Raw genomic sequence first — 22,679 nt, 5'->3', positions numbered from 1 at the left:
ATAGACATCAAGCATCATCAGATAACGATCTTCGGTCTGCCGCTGCAATGCCGATCCATCTCTTCTGGGGCGATGATGCCGCCGCCCGAGACCACGCCATCGAGACTCTGATCGGCGATGTTGTCGATCAAGCATGGAGCAGCATCAACCTCAGCCGCCTCGATGGAGCTGATGCTGGGCAAGCCAGCCAAGCCTTGACAGAAGCACGCACACCACCCTTCGGAAGTGGCGGACGACTGGTGCTTTTACAGCGCAGTCCGTTCTGCAACGCTTGCCCGAGCGAACTGGCCAATCGTTTCGAAGACGTACTGGATCTGATTCCAGAAACCAGCCACCTGGTGCTATGCAACCCCAACAAACCAGACGGCCGGCTGCGAACAACGAAGGCCTTACAAAAGCTTGTGAAGTTGAAGCAAGCCAGCGAAAAAAGCTTTCTCCTGCCGGCGATCTGGGATGGTGCCGGTCAGCAGGAGCTGGTGGAACGCACCGCCCGCGACTTAGGTCTGCAGCTGGAGCCTGAAGCCACTACAGCGCTGGTGGAAGCCATCGGCAATGACAGTACGCGACTCAACGCAGAGTTGCAAAAACTGGCTCTCCATGCCGACATTCGCCAAGAACGCGCAACTGCTCATCAATCACCAACTTTGATTAAAGCCGAAAACGTAGCCGCGCTGATTGAGGGAATGGCCACCAATGCACTACAGGTTGGCGATTCCCTCTTGGCAGGCCATGCCGGAGAAGCGATCGCCCGTCTGGATGCACTACTGGAGGCCGGTGAGCCAGCACTTCGCATCGTGGCCACCTTGACAGGCCAAATCAGAGGTTGGCTTTGGGTGAGTTTGCTGGAGCAGCAAGGGGAACGAGATGTGAACGTGATTGCCAAAGCAGCAGGCATTGGCAATCCCAAGCGGATCTACGTAATGCGCAAACAACTACAGGGGCGGCCACCGCAGCGATTCCTCACCCTGCTCAGTCGCTTGCTTGAAGTAGAAGCCGCCCTCAAGCGAGGTGCAATCCCTACTGATGCCTTCCGCGACGGGTTACTCAGCACTCCCTAATCCAGTGACGACACGCTGAAATAATCAGAACGTGTGTCAAAGGCATGGATGGCATTGCTGGTGCAAAAATTCGGCGGGTCATCCGTCGGAAACGTCGAGCGCATCCAAGCCGTCGCTGAGCGGATTGCGACCAGCAAAGATCTCGGCCACGACCTGGTGATTGTGGTATCCGCTATGGGCCAAACCACTGATGAACTCACAGCCCTAGCGAAAGTGATCAGCAGCAATCCCCCTCAACGGGAAATGGACATGCTGCTAGCCACAGGAGAACAGGTTTCGATCTCCTTGCTTTCAATGGCACTGCATGAACTGGGTATACCAGCCATTTCGATGACTGGAGCCCAAGTGGGCATCGTGACAGAGTCTGCCTATGGCCGCGCTCGGATCCTAGACGTCCGCACTGAGCGACTGCAATCCTTGTTGAGCACTGGCAAGGTGGTAGTCGTGGCAGGCTTCCAGGGCACAAGCCTAAGCAGCGTTGGCACCGCAGAGATCACCACCCTCGGCCGCGGTGGTTCAGATACATCTGCAGTTGCCATAGCAGCCGCCCTAGGAGCAGATGCCTGCGAGATCTACACCGATGTACCAGGAGTACTCACAAGTGATCCACGTCAGGTAAGCGATGCCCAACTGATGCAAGAAGTGAGTTGCGACGAGATGCTTGAGCTGGCCAGTCTGGGCGCCTCCGTATTGCACCCCCGTGCGGTCGAGATCGCCCGCAACTTTGGAGTCTCCCTGGTCGTGCGTTCTAGCTGGAGCAACGAAGCCGGAACCAAGCTCACCAGCAAATCAAAGCGCCCCCTCGGTCGAGAAGGTCTAGAGCTTGGTCGGCCTGTGGATGGCGTTGAACTTGCCGAAGGTCAAGCGGTGATCGCCCTCTCTCACATGCCCGATCAACCGGGTGTGGCAGCCACACTTTTTGAGAACCTCTCTAGCGATGGCGTGAATGTGGACCTAATCATCCAATCAACCCATGAAGGCAACAGCAATGACATTGCCTTCACAGTGGCCGAAGCCGACTTAGCTAAAGCCCACTCACTTTGCGAAGGGCTGCTTAAAACCGTCGGTGGCCAACTCTCAGCTGAAGCCGGAATGAGCAAACTAAGCATCAGCGGAGCAGGAATCATGGGACGCCCCGGTATCGCCGCAAGCCTTTTCGACACGATCTCACGGGCAGGAATCAACCTACGGCTGATCGCCACCAGTGAGGTGAAAGTCAGCTGCGTAATCGATGCAACGCTGGGAAGCAAAGCCCTGCGGGCAGTCAGCACAGCCTTTGAACTCAGCGACAGCCAAGTACGCATCAATCCTTTGGTCAACGGCAAAGGTGAACCAGAAGTTCGAGGCGTAGCACTCGATCAAGGTCAGGCCCAGCTAAGTGTGCGAGGGGTGCCGAATCGGCCTGGGACAGCAGCAGCTCTTTGTTCAGCGATGGCAGAGGCAGGAATCAGCCTCGATGCGATCGTGCAATCGGAGCGACAACATGAGGATGGAAGCCGGGATATCAGCTTCACCCTCAAGCGCGATGAGCGAGAGCAAGCCAATAAGACTCTTGCCCCCCTACTTGCGCAATGGCCAGGAGCCAATCTGGAAGACGGTCCTGCAATCGCCAGGGTGAGCGCAGTGGGTGCAGGCATGCCCGCCACCGCAGGTACAGCAGGGCGGATGTTCCGAGCTCTCGCAGATGCAAAGATCAATATCGCCATGATCGCCACCAGTGAAATCCGCACAAGTTGCGTGGTGGCTGAACCCGATGGGGTCAAGGCGCTGCAATCAGTGCATAAAGGCTTTGGGCTGGGTGAAGAGGCTGGTTATCCAGTACAAAGCAACTTGTAATGGCTGAGAAGGTCAGCTAGGCAATCATTCAGCAGAAAGACATCCGGTTTTAATGGATTAATTCAGCTTCAAATAAACGTGCGACATCCTTCCAGTCTTGTTCTGAATGGTATAGGCCTCAGCTTCCTGCAATGAACCAAAACGGCTAACAGCCTCAGCAGAGACGAGCCATCCCAATGGCTCAACACCCTTTAGATCACCATACAGATGCTGAAGCAAATGGATGAACTCATTACTAATCAAGAGACAGAGCACCTCTAGAGACATCGGCCTTCACCGCAATCTAATAAGTGCCCAATGAGCCATTTAAAGCCCTATGGCTGGCATTCTTGCGAGCTCATCAGGTGCACCGCTAAGCACCCTTACACCAATTCGCGGCCCTGCCTCAATGAACTCGTCCACGAGCTCAATAGGCCGCCCAGCTCAAAGTTGTTTCGAGCTTATTTCGGCTACAGAAAAACTCGCTAAAGACTCCTCAAGTCGTTGTCTTGGTTAAAAAAACCGCGCCATTCAGGCTAATGAACAAGGATCAAACTTCCGACAACTACAACTATCAGATGGAATGCAAACAAAAGGTACTTTCTACATAAGGGGATCGCATGAACAATCGCACATGATCAAGTATTGCGAATCAACTTCTGTCTGAGTTTCTTGATGCGATCACGCAGCTGGGCTGCTTCCTCAAAATCGAGTTGCTTAGCAGCTGCCTTCATCTTCGTTTCAAGCTGATCAATCAACTCAGGTAGAGCATCCAGGGCTAAGCCAAAATCGTGATCTGAATCGAGCGAATCAACAGCCCGCCCAGCAATCTGAACCAAGTCAGCATCTTTACCATCCGTCTGCAAGCGCCTTGATAACTCGAGAAACGAGAGGATCGAATTGCTCGCTCTCTTACCCGCTGGCGTTGGCACGATGCCATTCAGCTCGTTGTAAGCCTTTTGAATCTCGCGTCTTCGCTCAGTTTCACTAATCGCTCTTGCCATCGAATCTGTCAAGTTGTCTGCATAAAGAAGTGCCATCCCATCCACATGCCTAGCCGCACGACCAATGGTCTGAATCAGCGACCGCTCTGCTCGCAAGAAACCTTCCTTATCAGCGTCAAGAATGACCACTAACGACACCTCCGGAAGATCCAAACCTTCTCGGAGAAGATTGACACCCACAAGAACATCATATTCGCCTAATCGCAAATCTTGAATAATCTCAATCCGTTCGATTGAGTGGATTTCCGAGTGTAGATAACGAACGCGCACATCATTCTCCGCCAGATAATCGGTAAGATCTTCCGCCATACGTTTGGTCAGGGTGGTGATTAAAACTCTCTCCTGCTTCTTTACTCTGATACGGATTTCCGCCAACAAGTCGTCGACCTGACCATGCGTTGGTCGCACTTCCACCAAAGGATCAAGAACCCCTGTGGGCCGAATCACCTGTTCAGCCAACTGGCCATCACTCTGCTGGAGTTCCCAATCACCTGGCGTCGCACTAACAAATACGGTTTGCCTCGCCTTCATCCAGAACTCCTCACTCTTGAGAGGACGATTATCAGCAGCACTAGGCAATCGAAAACCATGCTCAATCAAAACTTTCTTACGAGCCTGATCGCCGTTGTACATCGCCTTCAGCTGAGAACATGTCACATGACTTTCATCAACCACCAATAACCAATTATCAGGGAAGTAATCAATCAAGCATTCAGGAGGCGTTCCCGCGAGACGGCCAGCCAGATGGCGAGCATAGTTTTCAACACCATTGCAATAACCAACCTCCCGCAACATCTCCAAGTCGTAGGCAGTGCGTTGCTCCAAACGCTGCGCTTCCAAAAGCTTGCCTTGTTCATTGAGCACCTGCAAACGCCCACGCAGCTCATCACGAATCGCTTGAACTGCAACATTCAATCGCTCTTTAGGAGTCACAAAATGCTTGGCTGGATAAATATTAATAGCTTCCAAGCTTTGCAAAATCTCACCTGTTGTTGGATCCAGATAACGGATTGCCTCTACCTCATCACCAAAAAGCTCAATTCGCACTAGCCGATCTTCATAAGCAGGGCCAATCTCCAAAACATCCCCTCTAACGCGAAAACGACCACGCGTAATATCAAAGTCATTTCGGCTATATTGGTTATCAACCAACTCCCGCAATGCACTGCGGAGATTGAGTGTTTCACCAACTTTAAACTTGACAGCAGCCTTTAGATATTCGCTAGGAATACCTAGACCATAAATGCAGCTGATTGAGGCCACTACAATGACATCATTACGCTCAAATAACGAACGCGTCGCTGAATGACGTAGCATATCAATTTCTTCATTGATCGAAGCTGTTTTAGCTATGTAGGTATCACTAACAGGCACGTAAGCCTCGGGCTGATAGTAATCATAGTAAGAAATAAAATATTCAACAGAATTATCAGGAAAGAACTCCCTGAACTCATTGCAAAGTTGGGCAGCAAGCGTCTTGTTATGAGCCAAGACAAGAGCCGGACGGCCAGTCTGAGCAATCAAATTGGCAATCGTGAATGTCTTACCCGTACCTGTCGCTCCTAAAAGCGTCTGATAACGCTGGCCCTGATTGACCCCCTCAACCAAGCGAGCAATCGCAGTGGGCTGATCCCCCTTCGGGCTATAGGGCGCCTTGAGGTGATACTTCGGCATTAGGGCCGTAACGGGCAGCCGCTTAGCTTATGAGGAGATGCCATGAACGAGCTATTCCAGACTTCCTCCAAGCCTGATGAGCTACTAAGCAATGCCTGGAACTCTCAGGCTGAAAGCAAAGCAGCTCTAGTGAACTCAACATCAGCGATGCCGAGAGATCGCAACACGATCGTGCTCACAATGCTGTAAAAGACAGCGCCGCAGATGGCACTAAGCAAACCGTTCTTGAGATGAAAACCATTAATCAGCCAAGCTGCCAGAGCAAATAAAAGGATCGTGATCAACCAGTTGAACAAAAACGACACTGGCCAGATCAGCCCCCCCAAGGACGTGAGTGCCCAGAATGGACCCAACAGCAACTTGAGAGGCACGATCAACAACGTGCCCAAGAGGCCAATCATCACGGCCGACCAAAAAGCTGTGCTGAAATTGGCCATCTCAATGCCAAGGGGCAACGCAGCAACCAACAACAAAATAAGGGCCCGAATGGGCCATTGCAGCAACCAGCCGAGCGATCCCAGCATTTAAAACAACCTACGCAAAGCAGCTGACTAGACAGTGATTCACGTTAGTGAATCACTGTCGATTTGGGCGTGCTGAGAGCTTCACGCAAGCCCCGCACAACAGCAATCATCGCCAGCTCATCATTGAGACGGTTCACCGCCGATCCAACACCTACACCAGCGGCACCAGCAGCAATTGCCATGGGCACCGTCACTGCCGATAAACCAGAAGCACCAAGCACAGGCACTGCCAAATCAGCAGCCTTGAGTGCTGTAGAAATGCTGTGAACAGCGGCCAAAGTGGGAGCAGCTTTCTCAATCAAGCCAAGGCTTCCAGCACTAAATGGCTTAGCGCTAGTGCCGCCCTCCGTCTGAATCAGATCGGCACCGGCAGCCACTAGATCCACTGCCAGTTGCTCCTGCTGATCCATCTGCAACATATGGGGCACGGTCACGCTCAACACCACCTCAGGCAACAACGCCCTGGTTAAACGAGTCAGTTCAAATACTTCGGCGGCACCAAAGATCCGGCCCTGAGGATAAAAAGCATCGAAATTTCCGATTTCCACCATGGCAGCACCAGCTGCAACAGCGGCGGGGAACAGCTCAGGCTCCACCGCTGACACACAAACCGGAACTCCAGCGGATTCCCGGATCGCCAGTTGCACCAGCTCAGGATCACAAGCCACATCAATCAGATCAGCGCCACCGTGGCCAGCAGCCCGCGCCACCTGCGCCACCGAGAGGGCCTCGAAATTCATCAAACCAGCGATCACCTTGAGGGCCGAGCGCTGCTCGAGACGCTGACGCAAGGCTGTTGGCAACTGAGCGAGGCGTGTCATTTAATCAACTATCTGTAGATCCATACTCCCATTTGCCGGGCTCCTGCACGGCAGACTGGCCTCAGCTGAATGACCACTGCGCCATGGCCTCATCCAGCTCAGCGCAGCTGCCCTGGAGCCCCTGGCACGCGCGTCTCCATCACAAACTGCTAGCGAATCCAGATCTACTGCCAGCAGAAGTCTCACTCTTGATCTCTGTCTCCGGTGGTCAAGATTCGATGGCCCTGCTCGGCCTATTGATCGATCTCCAACGAAAACATGGCTGGTCTTTAGAGGTTTGGCATGGCGATCATGGATGGCACAACAAATCAGCAACGATCGCAACTGAACTCAAGGATTGGTGTGAAGCACACAACTTGAGCTTCTGGTCTGATCAAGCCAAACCTGGACAAACCAACAACGAAGCCACAGCGCGACATTGGCGATATGAACAACTGACGCTTCACACAGAACGTTTGTCATCCAACAACCCAAACCATCCATGCCGGTATGTGCTCACAGGCCACACCAGTTCGGATCGAGCTGAAACCTTGCTGCTCAACCTTGCCCGTGGTACGGACCTCGCGGGACTGAGCAGCATGCGCCAATGCAGGCCCATCAGCAAAGACAATCCTCACAAAAACGTGCAGCTCATACGCCCTTTGTTGGGATTCTCGCGTGAGGACACCGCCCAGATCTGCAGCGATCTGTCCTTACCTATCTGGCTTGATCCTGCCAATTCCAATCCAGACTTCAGCCGCAACCGAGTCCGCCAAGAAGTGCTACCAGTACTGGAATCTCTCCATCCGGGCTGCAGCCTGCGCATGGCCGCTCTCGCCGAAAGGCTCAACCATCACCACACTGACCAGCAAGCCATCGCCATCCTGGCCTTAAACAGTCTGAGCACTCAAAACGGCCTCTGCCGACAGGACCTAGCCCAACTACCGATCACAGCAAGAACAACTCTTTTGGCCTGTTGGCTGAAGCAATCAGGAGCACCAAGCCTGCCAGCAGTCCAACTTGAACAGATCAGCCACAGCATTGGCCCCGGAAAACCACCTGGATCTCTACAGCTCGCGCAGGGCTGGACAGTCCAATGGCAGAAAAAATCGGTACAACTAGAACATCACGACTGACTCCTGTGGACGGCGACTTCCAACAGCAATACCTCGCTGCCGAGAAGGCCTATGGAACAGGAAATTTCGAGGCAGCTCAATCAATCTGCGAAAGCCTGCTTCGCCAACTAGAGCTGCAGCGTAGATGGCCTGAACAGGAAGCAATGCTGGCCTGGCAGGCCTTTGTGGCTCTACTGATGGGCCACATTCAGCTCTACGGAATGAACGATATCCAGCAAGCCAAACACCATTACAGCCTTGTTCTAGATAGCCAACCACAAGAGACTTTGAAGGAACTCGCCGAACAAGGCCTGGAACGATGCCAAGGCGAATTGCAACGGGAGCCTGCCAAGCAAGAAGAGCCTCCTCAAAGAACTGCGCTTAAACAACCCTCAGAACAAAAGCAGCTGGCTCCAAGAGCTGAGGTGACGGAACCTCTGCCAGGCCTGATTCGCGATCCCTTCCTGTCTGCAGACACGCCAAAGATGGGCGAGGTGAGAGAAGCCAAACAACCTCAATCTGATCAGCAGGCAACTCCACAAGAGATAAGGAAATTGAGCAATAACCTTTCAAAGCCCTTGGATGATCTGATTCGTGATCCCTTTCTATTTCCAGCCGCACAAACTGCAGCCACAAAAGCAGATCATTCTAAATCTACAGCCAAACTAGACTCAACACTGATGACAGATAAGATGAAGCCTGAACAGATATCTAAGCAGAAGAACCATTCACAACAGGCTGATCTTCAACAAAATGTTCATGCGAAAAAAGCGCCGTCGACAACAACGAAAGCCCTAGAAATAAAATCAGATCTCAATACAGAAACCGAAATAGAAATCAGGCCAAAAGCAAAATCAGCCCCAAACCCAATCACAAAACCAAATCAAGACACTGTCAAGGAAGCAAGAGTCCCCCCAGAGGCCATCTCACAAGCATCAACCAATGACCTCCTAAATGATTCATTGTTGCGCGTGATCATGCCCCCTGCCCCTAGCCTTACAAAGCATGAGACCAGTCCATCGAAGTCAAAGAAGCGAACATCAACAACGCTGAAAGCTCGCCTCGAAAACTTCTGGATGGTCTTAAGCCGCCGCTGAGCGACGGCGGCGTGTGCGACCGGAAGGCTCCTCTGCCGACTCAGGTTCAGCTTGAGTCTTCACATTGGCTGTATCAGAAACCGTCGTCGTAGTCGACGATGCTGACACAGCTGCCGCAACCTTTACAGGAGCCGCAGCTGGAGTTCGGCGTCCGTTACTAGCCAGATCACGATCACCACGAATGCGGGTCACCGATCGATCCTCAGGTTCAGCATCAGCCATTCCCTTATAAGCAGGTGTTCCTCCTGGTGCCGGCTGAACTAGGCACAGAAGCAATGGCTCAACTTGCAACTCACGACGCATACGACGACCCAAGCCCACTTCCACTTCTCGCTGCAAACCCATCCAATCCACTTCAGGAGCTTTGCCATCCGTTTGACGAGAAAACTGCTTCCAGCGGTTTTCCAACACCCAGCTTATTTCCCGTTCAGTCCAGAGCGACATCTTGCGGGGATCAGCAGCTGTCACGACACCTCGTAAGTTCACTCTTGGCGGTGCAACCATCACTCCATCGGTACTGATTGCAGCCAGCACAGTGACAACACCATCTTCAGCAAGTTGCTGGCGCTCTTTCAAAACACGAGCATCAACAATGCCATTGCGAGAAGCATCGAGAAGTTCAATTCCTGCCTTTACTGAGTCTCCTTTACTAATCGAATCAGGTGAAAGTTGAACCACATCACCATTATCAAGAATCAAAATGTTGTCGCTGGCTACGCCCATCGACTGAGCAGTCTTGCTGTGGCAAATAAGCATGCGATGCTCACCATGGACAGGCACAAAAAACTTTGGCTTTGTTAAAGCCAACATCAACTTGTGATCCTCCTGGAAGCCATGCCCAGACACATGGATACCCTCTCCCTTGCCATAGACCACCTTGGCTCCCAGCATCATCAAGCGGTCGATGGTATTCACAACTGAGATCGTGTTACCCGGAATCGGACTCGCCGAAAAGATAATCGTGTCAGAGTTCTTGACCTGCACATGTTGATGCTCACCGCGTGAGATGCGACTTAAAGCAGCCAACGGCTCGCCCTGACTTCCTGTCATCAACAACAGAGTCTCGCGATCAGGCATGTCACGAATCTGTTTGATCGGTACGAAAAGATCATCTGGAGCACGCATATAGCCGAGTTCACGCGCCTTAGCGATCACATTGAGCATCGATCGCCCAAGCAAACCAACTTTGCGGCCATTCTTTAAGGCCAGCTCCAAAATCATTGAGACGCGGTGAATGGAGCTCGCAAAAGTCGTAATAATCACTCGACCTTCAGCTTGAGCAATATGACGATCTAAAGCAGGAAATACCGAACGTTCAGGTGGGCAGAAACCAGGCACCTCAGCATTGGTTGAATCACTGAACAAACACAAAACACCTTGCTCGCCGTGATGTGCAAGGCGAGCCATATCAAAATTTTCGCCATCAACAGGAGTATGGTCAAACTTGAAGTCTCCGGTGAAGATCACCGAGCCGACAGGAGTCGTGATGGCAAGCGAAAAGCTATCTGCCATCGAGTGGGTATTGCGGATGAATTCCACCGAAAAGTGTTGTCCAACCTTGACAACATCCCGTGGACTCACGGTCTGGATCGTGGTGCGATCTGTAACACCAGCCTCTTCCATCTTTCCCTGGAGCATTGACATGGCCAGACGCGGGCCATAGATCACTGGAATATTGAAGTGCTTGAGGTGATGAGGAATCCCACCAATATGATCTTCATGACCATGGGTCACGATCATGCCGCGGATGCGCTGTTGGTTCTCGCGTAGATAACTGGTATCTGGCATCACCACATTGACGCCATGCATGCCATCACTGGGAAATGCCAGGCCAGCATCCACCAACATGATGTCGTCGCCGTACTCGAACACGCAGGTGTTCTTGCCAATCTCATGAAGCCCACCAAGGGGAATCACACGTAAGCAGGGCTCTTTAGCTTTACCGGCTCTAGAAGAGGTGGCTGTGGAACTGGAGGAACTAGACGTCATAACAAAAGCGTACGAAAACTATTTGGGGACTGAAATGAAGCAAGCGCTCATGGCGAAAAGCTAAGGCGTCAAGCAATCAATCTGAGAAACAGCCGTGGCGTCAGGTCTGACACAAGGCAGTCAAGGTATTTGAAAGAGCATCTCGCATAACGGGATCAAGAGGAGGCAAAGGGAGGCGGGGGGATCCGACGGGCCAACCGCTGAGCTCGAGGGCTGCTTTCACAGGAATCGGATTGGTGGTGACAAATAGAGCCTTGAACAAAGGTTGCAACTGCTCGTGATAACTGAGGGCAAGAGCACCCTGACCATTGAGATAGGCCTCAATCATCGCCTTCAGCCGACGACCTACAAGGTGACTTGCGACACTCACTACCCCGACAGCCCCCACCGACAACATGGGCAAAAGCAAGCCATCGTCGCCGCTGTAAACAGCCAGTTTTGAACCACACTGCAACCTCAACTGCGTCACCTCATCAGTGGTGCCACTGGCGGCTTTGAAACTCACCACATTCGGACATTCCATCAACCTTGCAACTGTTGCTGGAGCAAGCGAACAGCCAGTCCGCCCTGGAATGTTGTAGAGCATCAGCGGCAACTCAGGGGCAGCCTGGGCAATAGCCCTGAAATGGGCTTCAAGACCTTCCTGCGGAGGCTTGTTGTAATAAGGAACAACCACCAATGCCCCATCAGCACCCATCGCAGCTGCCTGAGTAGTGGCCTCTATCGCCTCAGCGGTGCTATTGCTACCAGTACCGGCAAGAACCTTCACGCCTGGCCCCACTGCCTGACGGACCACCCCAAGCAATTGATGCTGCTCCTGCCAGCTAAGAGTTGGCGATTCCCCAGTCGTGCCGCAGACAACCAGCCCATCAGATCCCTCATCCACGAGATAGCGAGCAAGACGACCAGCCAAAGCCAGATCAACGCATCCATCAACGTCAAAAGGTGTGACCATCGCCGTCAGCAAACGGCCAAAAGGAGTGGGAGACAACTCAGCAGCAGAGCTCATGATGACGACAACAACAATTCTGCAATTTGGATCGCATTCAGAGCGGCACCTTTACGGATCTGATCCCCGCATAGCCAAAGCTCGAGAGCATTGGGATCACTGATGTCCTGCCGAATGCGACCCACCGCAACCGGATCGCGATCAGTGACATCGGTAGGCATGGGAAAGCGATTCTGCTCAAAATCTTCGATTAACTCGAGCCCCGCTGCCGCCTTCAACAATTGGCGAGCTTCTTCCACTGGAAAAGGCTCCTCAAACTCAATATTCACAGCCTCCGAATGGGCTCTAAGTACAGGCACCCGAACACAAGTTGCGGTAAAGCGCAAATCAGGAAGGCCCATAATTTTGCGCGTTTCATTGACCATCTTCATTTCCTCCTCGCAATAGCTATTGGCCATCAATGGAGAGTTGTGCAGGAACAAGTTGAAGGCAAGGGAATGAGGAAGCACTTCACTACAAGGCGTGTCGCCCGCTAAAACAACCTGACTGAGCTGCTTGAGCTCCTCCATAGCGCGTGCACCTGCACCACTCGCCGACTGATAAGTGCTGACAACAACGCGACGCAAAGCACGTCTTGCGGCCAAAGGTGCCAGCACCAGAGTTAACAAAATCGTGGTGCAATTCGGATTTGCAATCACCCCCTGATGCTCTGCAACCGCCTCAGGATTAACCTCAGGCACCACGAGTGGCACATCGGTATCCATCCTGAAGGCACTGGAGTTGTCAATCATCAGCGCACCGGCTGAGTTGATCACCTGCCGCCACTGACGCGATACGGATCCACCAGCTGAGGCCAGCACCAAATCAACCCCCTCAAAAGCAGCTTCGCTCACCTCCTGAACGACGAGGCTGGAGCCATTCCAAGGTTGAACATGGCCCGCAGAACGCGCAGATGCCAATAAGCGCAACTCACTAATGGGAAACGAGCGTTCCTGCAGCAGCTGCAGTAGCTCCTGACCCACTGCACCACTGGCGCCAAGCACAGCAACTGTGAGGGGACGATCGGGAAGAAACGATATGGGAAGCAAGCGGTGAGATCAGGTTATTGACTGAGTTCAGGGGTTCGATCTCAATAAAAAATTGAACCCAACTGGGATAAAGCCCTACAGCCTCAATCAGGCAAGACGTTGAGACCACAATACGTGTTGAGAGATGAACTGGCGCTTTCTTAGGGTGGTCATCTGCTCGCAGTAGTCCGTCCATGAGTGCCACAGCACTACAGGTCAAAACCACGCAGAAACCCAATAGCCGGCTTGCTGTAGAAGTAGCGGTACCAGCAGAGCGCTGCCAGGCCAACTATGAGGCCGCTGTAACCCGCTTAAGCCGCACCATCAATCTTCCAGGCTTCCGCAAGGGGAAGGTGCCGCGTGCCGTTCTGCTGCAACAGATCGGCCTGGTAAGGATCCGTGCAACAGCCTTAGAATCGCTCGTCGATGCTGTCTGGCGTGAAGTCCTCGAACAAGAATCAATCGAGCCACTTTGCGAACCCGAACTCAGTGGCGGTTTTGACGCTCTTCTGGAAAGCTTTCAACCCGGCGAGGCACTGAGCCTCACCCTTGAGACAGACGTCACCCCAACCCCAAAACTTAAGGCCACCAAAGGGCTCCAAGCCGAAGCAGAAGTGGTGACTTTCGATCCCAGCAAGGTCGATGAACTGATCGAACAATCCCGCAAACAACTAGCAACCCTTGTACCCGTCGAAAGTCGCCCAGCAGCAATCGGCGATATCGCTGTGGTTAGTTTCAGCGGCACCTACGACGACGACGGCAGCGCAATCGAAGGCGGAAGTAGTGAGTCCATGGATGTCGATCTTGAAGATGGACAGATGATCCCCGGCTTCGTGGAAGGGATTATCGGTATGAGCTTGGGCGATGAGAAAACTGTTGATTGCCACTTCCCAGACGATTACTCGAAAGAGGATGCTCGCGGCCGTAAAGCCAGCTTTGTGATCAACCTCAAAGAGCTCAAAACCCGCGAGTTACCTGATCTTGACGATGCCTTCGCCCAGCAATCCAGTGACAAAGCAACTCTGGAGGAACTTCGCAACGATCTAGAACAACGTCTTAAGGAAGATGCAAAGCGTCGTGATCGCAGCAATCGGCACGACGCACTGCTGGAAGCATTAACTGAGCAGCTGGAAGTAGATCTACCAAACACCCTTGTGCAGCAAGAGATACGCAACCTTGTTGAACAAACTGCCAGTCAATTCGCCCAACAGGGGATGGACGTGAAATCCATGTTCACCCCAGAGCTTGTGCGTTCCTTGATGGAATCATCACGCCCAGAGGCCGAAGAGCGCCTACGTCGCAGTCTTGCCCTCACTGCACTAGCTGAAAGCGAAGATCTCAAAATAGAAGAAAGTGAAATCAACGCCAAGGTCAAGGAAGTAAGCCGCGATCTTTCTGGCGAACGCGATATTGACCCGGCAAGGTTGCGTCAAGCCGTTAGCGACGACTTGCTCAAAGACAAATTGCTGGACTGGCTCGAAGACAACAGCACCATGACCGAAAAGGTGCTTGAAAGCGAGGCAAAAATCAGTAAGCCCGCTGCAAAATCCAAAGGCAGCAAAACTAAATCCACAAAAACCAAGACCAACAAAGCCAAGACTGAAAAACCTGCCTCGGACAAAACCAAGTCCTGAATGGCACCAATAGATTGATAGAAGTGCTCCCCTAAAGCCCAAGCGAGTGATCGATTCCTGCTGCTACCACCCCATCCACAATCACTGGCAAGGCATTCGTCCTGTCTCATCACCAGGGATCCTGCCCACAGTGGTGGAACAGTCTGGCCGAGGCGAACGCGCATTCGACATTTACTCGCGCTTGCTACGTGAGCGAATCATCTTTCTTGGCACTGGTGTCGACGATCAAGTGGCAGATGCCCTCGTCGCTCAAATGCTCTTCCTTGAAGCCGAAGATCCCGAAAAAGACATCCAGATCTATATCAACTCCCCAGGTGGTTCAGTGACCGCTGGTTTGGCTATCTATGACACCATGCAACAGGTCGCTCCAGACGTCGTGACCATCTGTTATGGCCTTGCTGCCAGCATGGGGGCTTTCCTTCTCTGCGGAGGTACCAAAGGCAAGCGACTGGCACTACCCAATGCACGGATCATGATTCATCAGCCACTGGGTGGTGCTCAGGGCCAGGCAGTAGACATCGAAATCCAGGCCAAGGAGATTCTCTTCTTAAAAGAAACCCTCAACGGCCTTCTAGCCGAGCACACTGGCCAACCCCTCAACAAAATCGCTGAAGACACTGATCGCGACCACTTCCTTTCCCCATCAAAAGCGGTTGAATACGGACTGATCGATCGGGTTGTGGATAGCCTCACAGGCGGAGGAATCGTTACGGAAGGGTGACGCAACCCTGATCTGACACGATCCTGAGCGTTCAGGCTGGCCAACATTCGTCAGATCCTGTCTGCCCGTTTGAAGTGATCACAACCCGATGGCCAAATTCGACGCCCATCTAAAGTGCTCTTTCTGCGGCAAGTCTCAGGACCAAGTACGCAAATTGATTGCCGGGCCAGGTGTCTACATCTGCGACGAATGCATCGATCTCTGTACCGAGATCCTGGATGAAGAGCTTCTCGATAGCCAAGGCAACCCACGTCACAGCAGCGAGTCCAATCGCAAGTCTGCAACTGCTTCCCATAAAAGTGGAAAGCCAGCACCCACACTCGCCACCATACCCAAACCTCAGGAGATCAAAAGCTTCCTAGATAAGCAAGTGGTGGGGCAAGAAGCTGCCAAAAAAGTACTTTCAGTCGCCGTCTATAACCACTACAAACGCCTGGCTTGGCAAGGTGACGGCCAAGGCGAAACCGATCTCTCTGCAACCAGGCTCCACAAGTCAAACATCCTGCTCATCGGTCCAACAGGCTGTGGCAAAACCCTATTAGCCCAGACCCTGGCCGAACTCCTGGACGTGCCCTTCGCTGTTGCTGATGCAACCACACTGACCGAAGCCGGCTACGTGGGCGAGGATGTCGAAAACATTCTGCTGCGGCTATTGCAAAAGGCCGACATGGACGTGGAGCATGCCCAGCGCGGCATCATTTACATCGATGAAATCGATAAGATCGCCCGAAAAAGTGAAAACTCCTCCATTACCCGCGACGTATCCGGTGAAGGAGTACAGCAAGCCCTGCTAAAGATGCTCGAAGGCACAGTTGCCAACGTGCCGCCGCAAGGAGGGCGTAAACACCCTTATCAAGACTGCATCCAAATCGACACCAGCCAGATCCTCTTCATCTGCGGTGGTGCCTTCATTGGCCTCGAAGATGTGGTGCAACGCCGACTAGGCCGTAATGCAATCGGTTTTATGCCCAGCGATGGTCGAGGGCGCAGCCGGGCCAATCGTGATCTACAGGCCTCACAGGTGCTTCACCACCTTGAAGCCGACGACCTCGTGCGTTATGGCTTGATCCCTGAATTCATTGGCCGCATTCCCGTGAATGCAGTGCTTGAACCACTTGATTCACAAGCACTCGAATCGATTCTCACGGAGCCTCGTGATGCACTGGTCAAGCAATTCAGCACCCTGCTGAGCATGGACAACGTCCAGCTTGAATTTGAATCAGACGCCGTAGAAGCTATCGCCCAGGAAGCACATCGACGCAAGACCGGGGCCCGAGCACTACGAGGCATCATCGAAGAGTTAATGCTGGATTTGATGTACGACCTTCCCTCCAAGAAGAGCGTAAAAAAATTCACCGTGACCCGCACGATGGTTGATGAACATACCGGCGGCAAAGTGCTGCCTCTACCAGCCAACGACGAGCGATCGCATAAGGAATCAGCCTGATCCAGTGGCGACGGCTGACCACCTAAGGGTGCCCCGCCAACACGGACTTTTTTTGCATCACGGAATTGATCTTGGAGATGGCAGCGTGGCCCACTATCTAGAAGGTCGGTCAATCCTGCGCAGCTCCCTTGAAGACTTTTCTCGCGGTGCAACTGTGAACGTGGTGAATCACACCCAGGCCTCTCCCTCAGGAGTGACCCTGAGACGAGCCATGAGTCGCATTGGAGAGCAGCGCTACAACCTACTTTTCAATAATTGTGAGCACTTTGCCAACTGGTGCAAAACCGGGCGACATCGAAGCACCCAGGTCGAAGACTGGATGCAAACCAGCAGCCTAGGAGCGCTGGCACTAGGTCAAATCATCCCTGCTGCCCTACTAACAGGGTTATCACTACTCCTTCGGCGAGGCTTGGTGGATGAAACCTCACGGGAACGTGCAAGGCAAGCAGTAGCTCAACTGAAAAGGCTGCGCGTGAACTTACTCAACAAACTTGAAGCAACACTGGAGCAAGCAGAGGGATGGCTTCATGGCGAACCAGACAACAACTTGATCGATCACCACAACTCCCGCAGCCGTTCTTTGCTGTTAAAAGGTCAGACCCTTGCCGATGAACTAGCAGCAATAGAAGATCTAGAAGCCCGCATCACTGCATTGCTCGACGAACCAAAAGCCAAGCCTGAGTAACCTCAGCATCCCGCCAGCAGCGCATGAGCCAGGCCTACCAGCCGCTGCATCACAAATATCGACCACAGCGCTTCGATGCCCTAGTGGGACAGGACGCGATCGCCGCGACCCTCAGTCATGCCTTGCGCACCAGCCGGATCGCACCGGCCTATCTATTCAGCGGTCCACGAGGCACTGGTAAAACCTCCAGTGCTCGCATCCTGGCCCGATCACTCAACTGCTTGAACTGCGACCAGCCAACACCCGAGCCATGCGGAAACTGTGAGCTCTGCAAAAGCATTGCCGCCGGCACAGCACTAGACGTGATCGAAATCGACGCCGCCTCCAACACCGGCGTAGACAACATTCGCGAACTGATCGAACGCTCCCGCTTTGCCCCGGTACAAGCCCGCTGGAAGGTGTATGTGGTGGACGAATGCCACATGCTCTCAACCGCCGCATTCAATGCCCTACTGAAGACCCTTGAAGAACCACCTCCACGGGTGGTGTTCGTACTAGCAACAACTGATCCACAGCGAGTGCTGCCGACCATCCTCAGCCGTTGTCAGCGTTTTGATTTCAGGCGGATTCCACTGGAAGCCCTGGAAAAACACCTGGAGATGATCGCCACTCGCGAAACCATTCCGATTGAGCCAGAAGCCCTGCATGTGGTAGCCCAGCGAGCCCAGGGAGGGCTTCGAGATGCGGAAAGCCTGCTTGATCAGCTCAGCCTGCTTCCAGGGCCCATCAAAGCAGAAGCTGTATGGGAATTGATGGGAGCCGTGCCTGAGCAAGAGCTGCTGAAACTAGCAGCAGCCTTGGCCCATGCCGATCCACTTAGCTTATTGGAAACCTGCCGAAACCTGCTGAATCGAGGCCGTGATCCAGGTGCACTTCTGCAAGGGCTGGCAGCGGTGTTGCGAGATTTGGTACTCATGACTGCCGCACCCGATCGCCCTGAACTCACAAGTGTTTCTCCGCAATTCCGCAAGCAATTGCCGCCCCTAGCCAACCAAATAGGTCGTCATCAGCTTTTGCAATGGCAGGTCCAACTCAAAGGAAGCGAAAGTCAGCTGCGTCACAGCGTTCAACCCCGTCTCTGGCTTGAAGTCCTGCTCCTGGGTCTACTTGCCGAACCGCCTTCCGGTGAAGCTGTAGCCGCAGTGCCAATAGCAAAAACAGCTCAACCAACAACACCAGCTGCGCAGGCGATCACTGCCAACGCATTGACCCCGACAACACAAGTCCAACAACCCCCTTCTGGATCAACGACGACCCACGATCCAGTCTCAGCAATCACCCCAAACGCAGAACCCGATCCACCCCCAGCTCCAGCCCAGAGCACCCCTAACAGCAATCTGCAGGAGTTATGGCAACAAATACTTGGCAGTTTGGAGTTACCTTCCACACGCATGTTGCTCTCTCAGCAAGCCCAGCTAGTGCGCCTTGATGACCATCGCGCCGTGGTTCAAGTCGCCGGCAACTGGATGGGAATGGTGCAAAGCCGTTCAACCCTCCTGGAACAAGCAATAGCAAAAGCCCTGGGAAATTCCAGACAGCTTGTTCTCGAAAGCCAAAGCGGAAGTGCCACACAAACTCCCATCCCACAAAAAACAGCTGCGGCACCAACAACAAACACATCCTCTGCCACTGCAGAACCATCACCACCACAACAAGCTCAATCCAGATCTGCAGGCGCTTATCCCCCAGATCCTGCAACCAGCGCCGCCATCACAGACGCGCAAAAGCCTCTAGAGGAGGATCCTCCTACGAGTCAGCCCACTTCCTCTTTAGAACCCATCGACAGCAAAGCAAAGCGCCTAGCTGACTTCTTCAACGGCAAAGTGCTGGACGTGGACCTTTAAACATTCAAGCCTGAACAGGCTGTTGGCCATGATGACTGGTCTTGGCCCACACCAAACTCTTCGGGAACAGTGCCATCCGTACTGTGACCCAAGGGATTACCACAAACCAGTGAGACAAATAAGTAATCGCCACCACAAGATTCCACGGGGTTGGCGATGGCAAAGCAGGCCCATCACTGATGCTCCTACAACCGCGCCAGTAAGCCATACCTGAAATGCTGAAGGCCACGATCGAAAGGGGCCAATAGGTTGGGATAGTGCGTGTGAACAGTGTGGTGAACAGATCAGCGCAAGACACCACTGGAAGGGCGTATTGAAGGAGGAAAAAACAAGCCAAATCACGACGCTGAGCCAGAGTTAACTTGCTGGACATCAAGACTGGCCAGTAGTCAAAAAATCGCTGCAATCCACCCTCGGCCCAACGTTGCCGTTGTCTCCAAAGAGCTGACAAGCTCTCAACAGCCTCCTCCTGCACTGGAGGGTTCCAGACAATACCGACCAAAGCTCCAGCCGTAAGCAAACGGAAACTCAGATCAAGATCATCTGTGACCGTATTTTCATTGAATCCCCCACAAGCCTCCAGCGTGGAGCGTTGAATCAACTGGCCATTTCCACGCAGCTCTACCACGCCTCGCCCTGCTAAGCGTCCTTGTTGAATCAAGGCATCCATAGCCATCTCCATCGCCTGAACCCTGGTGAGCAGATTGTGTTGAGAGTTGATCACCGCCTTACGCAACTGCACAGCAGACCACCCACCCTGTTGGGCAAATAACACCAGACGCTTGAGCAGGTCATCCTGCAACTGGGCATCAGCATCAAGAATCAAGAGCCATTCCCCCTGAAGCTGCTGGAGTGCTGCATTAAGCGCTCCCGACTTTCCGCCACCTGCTCCACAAGGACGATGAATCACGTTTAGAGCAGGAAACTGCTGCTGCAACTCATCCAGTAGAGCTGGCGTTCGGTCCTGACTACCATCATCAATAATCCAAGTAGTCAGCTTGCCCTTGGGATAGTTCAGACCGGCAAGACGTTCCGCCAACCGATCAACCACAGCTTCCTCATCCCTGGCAGCAACCAAAACATCAACGCTGGGCCAGACATAATCAGCAGAGGGCTCAAGTCCTATGTCATTGGCATTGGCAGACGAGTGCTGCCGATCGCGCAAAACCGTGCGCAGGCCATACCCTCCCAAGACAAAAGCCAGCGTAATTGCAGGCAAAAGACTTCTACCTGCTTCCATCCAAAGGTGGGGTGCGGCACCAGCCCAACCGCAAGCAATCAAAAACAGGGCTGTCTTGCCGCGTCGATGATCCCCAATGACAGCGGCGGCGGCCATGCATAGACCCGAAGTCCAGGGACTCTAAGGGGCATCCTTCATCTCAGGCAAAGGTCCATAGGTCGTTCCTGGGTAGTAATGACTAAGAATCTGTTCAGTTGTCCAGCCCCGACGGGCCAGATCAACTGCTCCGGCTTGTGAAAGCCCAGCCCCATGGCCAAAACCACCGCCAGAAAGCTGCCAAACTCCGACACCAACTTCCTCAACCACGAAGAGAGTGCTTGGTAACTGACGCAAATGACGCCGAATACCGTCTAATCGAAGCACCACAGGGGGCTGATTGCCTTCATCACCTATCTCCAAAGACAAGACCCGACCACTTGGACCCCGTTCAAGAACAGTCAATCGCTGGGGCATTGACAAGCTGGGCGCCACCAAACGCAAAGCTTGTTGCAACTGTGCAGCAGTCAAAGTACGGGTCCAACGAAAACGGGGATGACCCTTGCCATAAGCACCATCGGCATCATCCAGCAATGACTTCACGACAACTCTCTCTGTGAGTGGCAAAAGGAACCGATCTACCCATCCAACGGATCCATCCAACTGAGCCCTTAGGTATGGAACAGACTCCATGGCCCAAGCTTCAGAACCAGCGGCCATCACACCACCATTGCTGGCGTGATACACAGCATTGATAGGTTGCTCCTTCCAGCTCAACACCTTGCCAGCAGTGCTCACAATCGCCTGGCGTACTCCAAAACTGGCCTGCCTTGGATCGCTGTAAACCTGGCACTGAGTATCACTGCACAGATGGTATCCATCAAGGGCAAACCGATGGCTATTGGCAAGCGCCCAGGTCCTAGCCAACACCGTCTGAGCAGCTAATGCTGCGGATGGAGCGCCCGCTCCAATCTCATGGGGCACCACTCCTTCCAGATACCTCTCCAGAGGAACATGTTCCACCAAAGTCCAACTTCCATAGGCATCAACCTGCAGTTGAAACGGCCCCAAATACACCCCACCCTTCCAACTGAGGCCATCCGGAGCATCAATCTGAACCGGACCCACCAAGCTGCGATCACCACTGTCCCCCTGAATTACAGGCTGCACAGCTGTAGAGACGATGCCCTGCCAAAGACGAATGTCCACTCCTGGGAGAGGTTTTACCCCTTGCGGCGCCCACACTTCCCATTCGCTTGGATGAGCCACCACGGCCGCAACACCCAGCTCTCGCCACTGCGATGCAACCTGCTCCGCCGACTCGAAGCTGGCGAATGGACCAGCCACCTGACGTGACAACTGCAGGGGCTCTTCGAGAGCTACCAACCGCCAGGTGATTGTGATGACTGGAGCCCGCTGCACATCACCGCGAGCATCTTTAAGCAATAAGGGCTGATGCCCAGCACTGACCAAACGTAATGATGGAGCTGAGCTACTAGACGTCGTGCCCTGGCCCAAATAAGGCTGCAAAGCCACCCACAACAAAGACCTACCTGAAATAGGAACCGGCGGAGCTTGTACCGCCTGATGAGTAGACATACCAACAGAACCAACTGGTGGAATCACCTCTTGGGCGTCACAGCCCACCGTGCACACACCAAGCAAGACCAGGGCGCCACTAATGACTTGCTTTGAGCGAATCAGCGAACAATGAAAAGTCTTGGCCAATGCTGCCCCCTAGGCAAACACCCATCATGCGGAATTTGGCTTCTGGCAGGTCTTGATCGTAAGGTTGTCGCTTGTGCGCAGACCGTCAGAGATGCCTAAACTCAAGACCCGCAAAGCTGCTGCCAAGCGGTTCAAGGCAACCGTCACTGGCAAATTCATGCGCCGTCGTGCATTCCGCAATCACTTGTTAGACCACAAAAGCCCAAAATTAAAGCGCCATCTCGCCACCAAAGCCGTTGTAGATGAACGTGATGCGGAGAATGTGCGCCTGATGCTCCCTTACGCCTAAAGATCACAAGCTCAACTAACAGG

Annotated in this window: 19 protein-coding genes; 10 read left to right on the top strand and 9 right to left on the bottom strand. The window is 53.2% G+C overall.

The genetic code is table 11. From position 1 onward, the window contains the following. The first annotated feature begins 47 nt into the window (after positions 1-47). Both holA and EV12_RS05820 read left to right on the top strand, forming a co-directional pair. On the top strand, positions 48-1,058 hold the full coding sequence (gene holA, locus EV12_RS05825; RefSeq protein ID WP_036913211.1) for a DNA polymerase III subunit delta: 1,011 nt from the start codon (positions 48-50) through the stop codon (positions 1,056-1,058). A 48-nt stretch (positions 1,059-1,106) separates the two neighbouring features. Then, the gene (locus tag EV12_RS05820) at positions 1,107-2,894 is read left to right on the top strand and encodes an aspartate kinase (protein WP_036913208.1); all 1,788 of its coding nucleotides are present in this window, start codon (positions 1,107-1,109) and stop codon (positions 2,892-2,894) included. A 57-nt stretch (positions 2,895-2,951) separates the two neighbouring features. Here EV12_RS05820 and EV12_RS05815 read toward each other — a convergent pair whose 3' ends face one another. The 4 genes from EV12_RS05815 to EV12_RS05800 form a co-directional block, all read right to left on the bottom strand. Continuing rightward, complete coding sequence (locus tag EV12_RS05815; RefSeq protein WP_036913206.1) at positions 2,952-3,161, bottom strand: hypothetical protein; 210 nt, start codon at positions 3,159-3,161, stop codon at positions 2,952-2,954. Positions 3,162-3,511: 350 nt separating this feature from the next. After that, positions 3,512-5,551 (bottom strand): excinuclease ABC subunit UvrB, encoded by a 2,040-nt coding sequence (gene uvrB, locus EV12_RS05810; protein WP_036913203.1) that lies wholly within the window; start codon positions 5,549-5,551, stop codon positions 3,512-3,514. A 104-nt stretch (positions 5,552-5,655) separates the two neighbouring features. Continuing rightward, complete coding sequence (locus EV12_RS05805; protein ID WP_193742165.1) at positions 5,656-6,075, bottom strand: phage holin family protein; 420 nt, start codon at positions 6,073-6,075, stop codon at positions 5,656-5,658. Positions 6,076-6,119: 44 nt separating this feature from the next. Beyond that, entirely contained in the window at positions 6,120-6,896 is a 777-nt protein-coding gene (locus EV12_RS05800; protein ID WP_036913200.1) for a DUF561 domain-containing protein, read from the bottom strand. Between the two features lie 83 nt (positions 6,897-6,979). Here EV12_RS05800 and tilS point away from each other — a divergent pair, with 83 nt between their 5' ends. After that, complete coding sequence (gene tilS / locus EV12_RS05795; RefSeq protein WP_036913198.1) at positions 6,980-8,011, top strand: tRNA lysidine(34) synthetase TilS; 1,032 nt, start codon at positions 6,980-6,982, stop codon at positions 8,009-8,011. Further along, the gene (locus EV12_RS05790; RefSeq protein ID WP_036913195.1) at positions 7,972-9,087 is read left to right on the top strand and encodes a hypothetical protein; all 1,116 of its coding nucleotides are present in this window, start codon (positions 7,972-7,974) and stop codon (positions 9,085-9,087) included. Before tilS ends, EV12_RS05790 begins: the two co-directional genes overlap by 40 nt. Here the strand turns inward: EV12_RS05790 and EV12_RS05785 are convergent. From EV12_RS05785 to EV12_RS05775, 3 genes are all read right to left on the bottom strand, one after another. Next, positions 9,073-11,076, bottom strand: coding sequence for a ribonuclease J (locus EV12_RS05785; protein WP_036913192.1), 2,004 nt, complete (start codon positions 11,074-11,076; stop codon positions 9,073-9,075). The two genes, EV12_RS05790 and EV12_RS05785, sit on opposite strands and share 15 nt — an antisense overlap. A 100-nt stretch (positions 11,077-11,176) precedes the next feature. Beyond that, entirely contained in the window at positions 11,177-12,085 is a 909-nt protein-coding gene (gene dapA / locus EV12_RS05780; RefSeq protein WP_036913190.1) for a 4-hydroxy-tetrahydrodipicolinate synthase, read from the bottom strand. After that, complete coding sequence (locus EV12_RS05775; RefSeq protein WP_036913187.1) at positions 12,082-13,113, bottom strand: aspartate-semialdehyde dehydrogenase; 1,032 nt, start codon at positions 13,111-13,113, stop codon at positions 12,082-12,084. The genes dapA and EV12_RS05775 overlap by 4 nt, the downstream gene beginning before the upstream one ends. A 173-nt stretch (positions 13,114-13,286) precedes the next feature. On the opposite strand from EV12_RS05775, the gene tig reads away from it, so the two are divergent. The 5 genes from tig (at position 13,287) to EV12_RS05750 (ending at position 19,423) form a co-directional block, all read left to right on the top strand. After that, positions 13,287-14,726: a trigger factor gene (gene tig / locus EV12_RS05770; RefSeq protein WP_036913185.1), complete on the top strand. Its 1,440-nt coding sequence runs from the start codon at positions 13,287-13,289 to the stop codon at positions 14,724-14,726. 46 nt (positions 14,727-14,772) lie between these two features. Further along, positions 14,773-15,447, top strand: a complete 675-nt coding sequence (gene clpP / locus EV12_RS05765; RefSeq protein ID WP_036913182.1) for an ATP-dependent Clp endopeptidase proteolytic subunit ClpP — start codon at positions 14,773-14,775, stop codon at positions 15,445-15,447. Positions 15,448-15,535: 88 nt separating this feature from the next. Next, on the top strand, positions 15,536-16,894 hold the full coding sequence (gene clpX / locus EV12_RS05760) for an ATP-dependent protease ATP-binding subunit ClpX (protein ID WP_036913178.1): 1,359 nt from the start codon (positions 15,536-15,538) through the stop codon (positions 16,892-16,894). A gap of 4 nt (positions 16,895-16,898) precedes the next feature. Beyond that, entirely contained in the window at positions 16,899-17,579 is a 681-nt protein-coding gene (locus EV12_RS05755) for a lecithin retinol acyltransferase family protein (RefSeq protein WP_036913175.1), read from the top strand. Positions 17,580-17,602: 23 nt separating this feature from the next. After that, positions 17,603-19,423, top strand: coding sequence for a DNA polymerase III subunit gamma/tau (locus EV12_RS05750; RefSeq protein WP_036913172.1), 1,821 nt, complete (start codon positions 17,603-17,605; stop codon positions 19,421-19,423). A 4-nt stretch (positions 19,424-19,427) separates the two neighbouring features. On the opposite strand, the gene EV12_RS05745 is transcribed toward EV12_RS05750, so the two are convergent. Next, the gene (locus EV12_RS05745; protein ID WP_036913169.1) at positions 19,428-20,759 is read right to left on the bottom strand and encodes a glycosyltransferase; all 1,332 of its coding nucleotides are present in this window, start codon (positions 20,757-20,759) and stop codon (positions 19,428-19,430) included. 24 nt (positions 20,760-20,783) lie between these two features. Continuing rightward, on the bottom strand, positions 20,784-22,367 hold the full coding sequence (locus EV12_RS05740) for a SpoIID/LytB domain-containing protein (protein WP_081939922.1): 1,584 nt from the start codon (positions 22,365-22,367) through the stop codon (positions 20,784-20,786). 91 nt (positions 22,368-22,458) lie between these two features. Here EV12_RS05740 and rpmI point away from each other — a divergent pair, with 91 nt between their 5' ends. After that, a complete protein-coding gene (gene rpmI, locus EV12_RS05735) occupies positions 22,459-22,656 on the top strand; it encodes a 50S ribosomal protein L35 (protein ID WP_011129435.1) in 198 nt (65 codons plus the stop codon). Positions 22,657-22,679 lie beyond the last annotated feature (23 nt).

Source organism: Prochlorococcus sp. MIT 0701 (assembly GCF_000760295.1).
Classification (GTDB): domain Bacteria; phylum Cyanobacteriota; class Cyanobacteriia; order PCC-6307; family Cyanobiaceae; genus Prochlorococcus.
Note: the sequence above shows the minus strand (reverse complement) of the source record. Positions and strands in the feature narration are given on the sequence as shown.

Bases quoted from the DNA above. Each gene is read 5' to 3' on its own strand.
- EV12_RS05785 (WP_036913192.1), bottom strand. From the start codon at position 11,076: ATGACGTCTAGTTCCTCCAGTTCCACAGCCACCTCTTCTAGAGCCGGT.
- EV12_RS05745 (WP_036913169.1), bottom strand. From the start codon at position 20,759: ATGGCCGCCGCCGCTGTCATTGGGGATCATCGACGCGGCAAGACAGCC.
- holA (WP_036913211.1), top strand. From the start codon at position 48: ATGCCGATCCATCTCTTCTGGGGCGATGATGCCGCCGCCCGAGACCAC.
- tilS (WP_036913198.1), top strand. From the start codon at position 6,980: ATGGCCTCATCCAGCTCAGCGCAGCTGCCCTGGAGCCCCTGGCACGCG.
- EV12_RS05800 (WP_036913200.1), bottom strand. From the start codon at position 6,896: ATGACACGCCTCGCTCAGTTGCCAACAGCCTTGCGTCAGCGTCTCGAG.
- uvrB (WP_036913203.1), bottom strand. From the start codon at position 5,551: ATGCCGAAGTATCACCTCAAGGCGCCCTATAGCCCGAAGGGGGATCAG.
- clpX (WP_036913178.1), top strand. From the start codon at position 15,536: ATGGCCAAATTCGACGCCCATCTAAAGTGCTCTTTCTGCGGCAAGTCT.
- EV12_RS05750 (WP_036913172.1), top strand. From the start codon at position 17,603: ATGAGCCAGGCCTACCAGCCGCTGCATCACAAATATCGACCACAGCGC.
- EV12_RS05815 (WP_036913206.1), bottom strand. From the start codon at position 3,161: ATGTCTCTAGAGGTGCTCTGTCTCTTGATTAGTAATGAGTTCATCCAT.
- EV12_RS05790 (WP_036913195.1), top strand. From the start codon at position 7,972: ATGGCAGAAAAAATCGGTACAACTAGAACATCACGACTGACTCCTGTG.
- rpmI (WP_011129435.1), top strand. From the start codon at position 22,459: ATGCCTAAACTCAAGACCCGCAAAGCTGCTGCCAAGCGGTTCAAGGCA.
- tig (WP_036913185.1), top strand. From the start codon at position 13,287: ATGAGTGCCACAGCACTACAGGTCAAAACCACGCAGAAACCCAATAGC.
- dapA (WP_036913190.1), bottom strand. From the start codon at position 12,085: ATGAGCTCTGCTGCTGAGTTGTCTCCCACTCCTTTTGGCCGTTTGCTG.
- EV12_RS05805 (WP_193742165.1), bottom strand. From the start codon at position 6,075: ATGCTGGGATCGCTCGGCTGGTTGCTGCAATGGCCCATTCGGGCCCTT.
- EV12_RS05820 (WP_036913208.1), top strand. From the start codon at position 1,107: ATGGCATTGCTGGTGCAAAAATTCGGCGGGTCATCCGTCGGAAACGTC.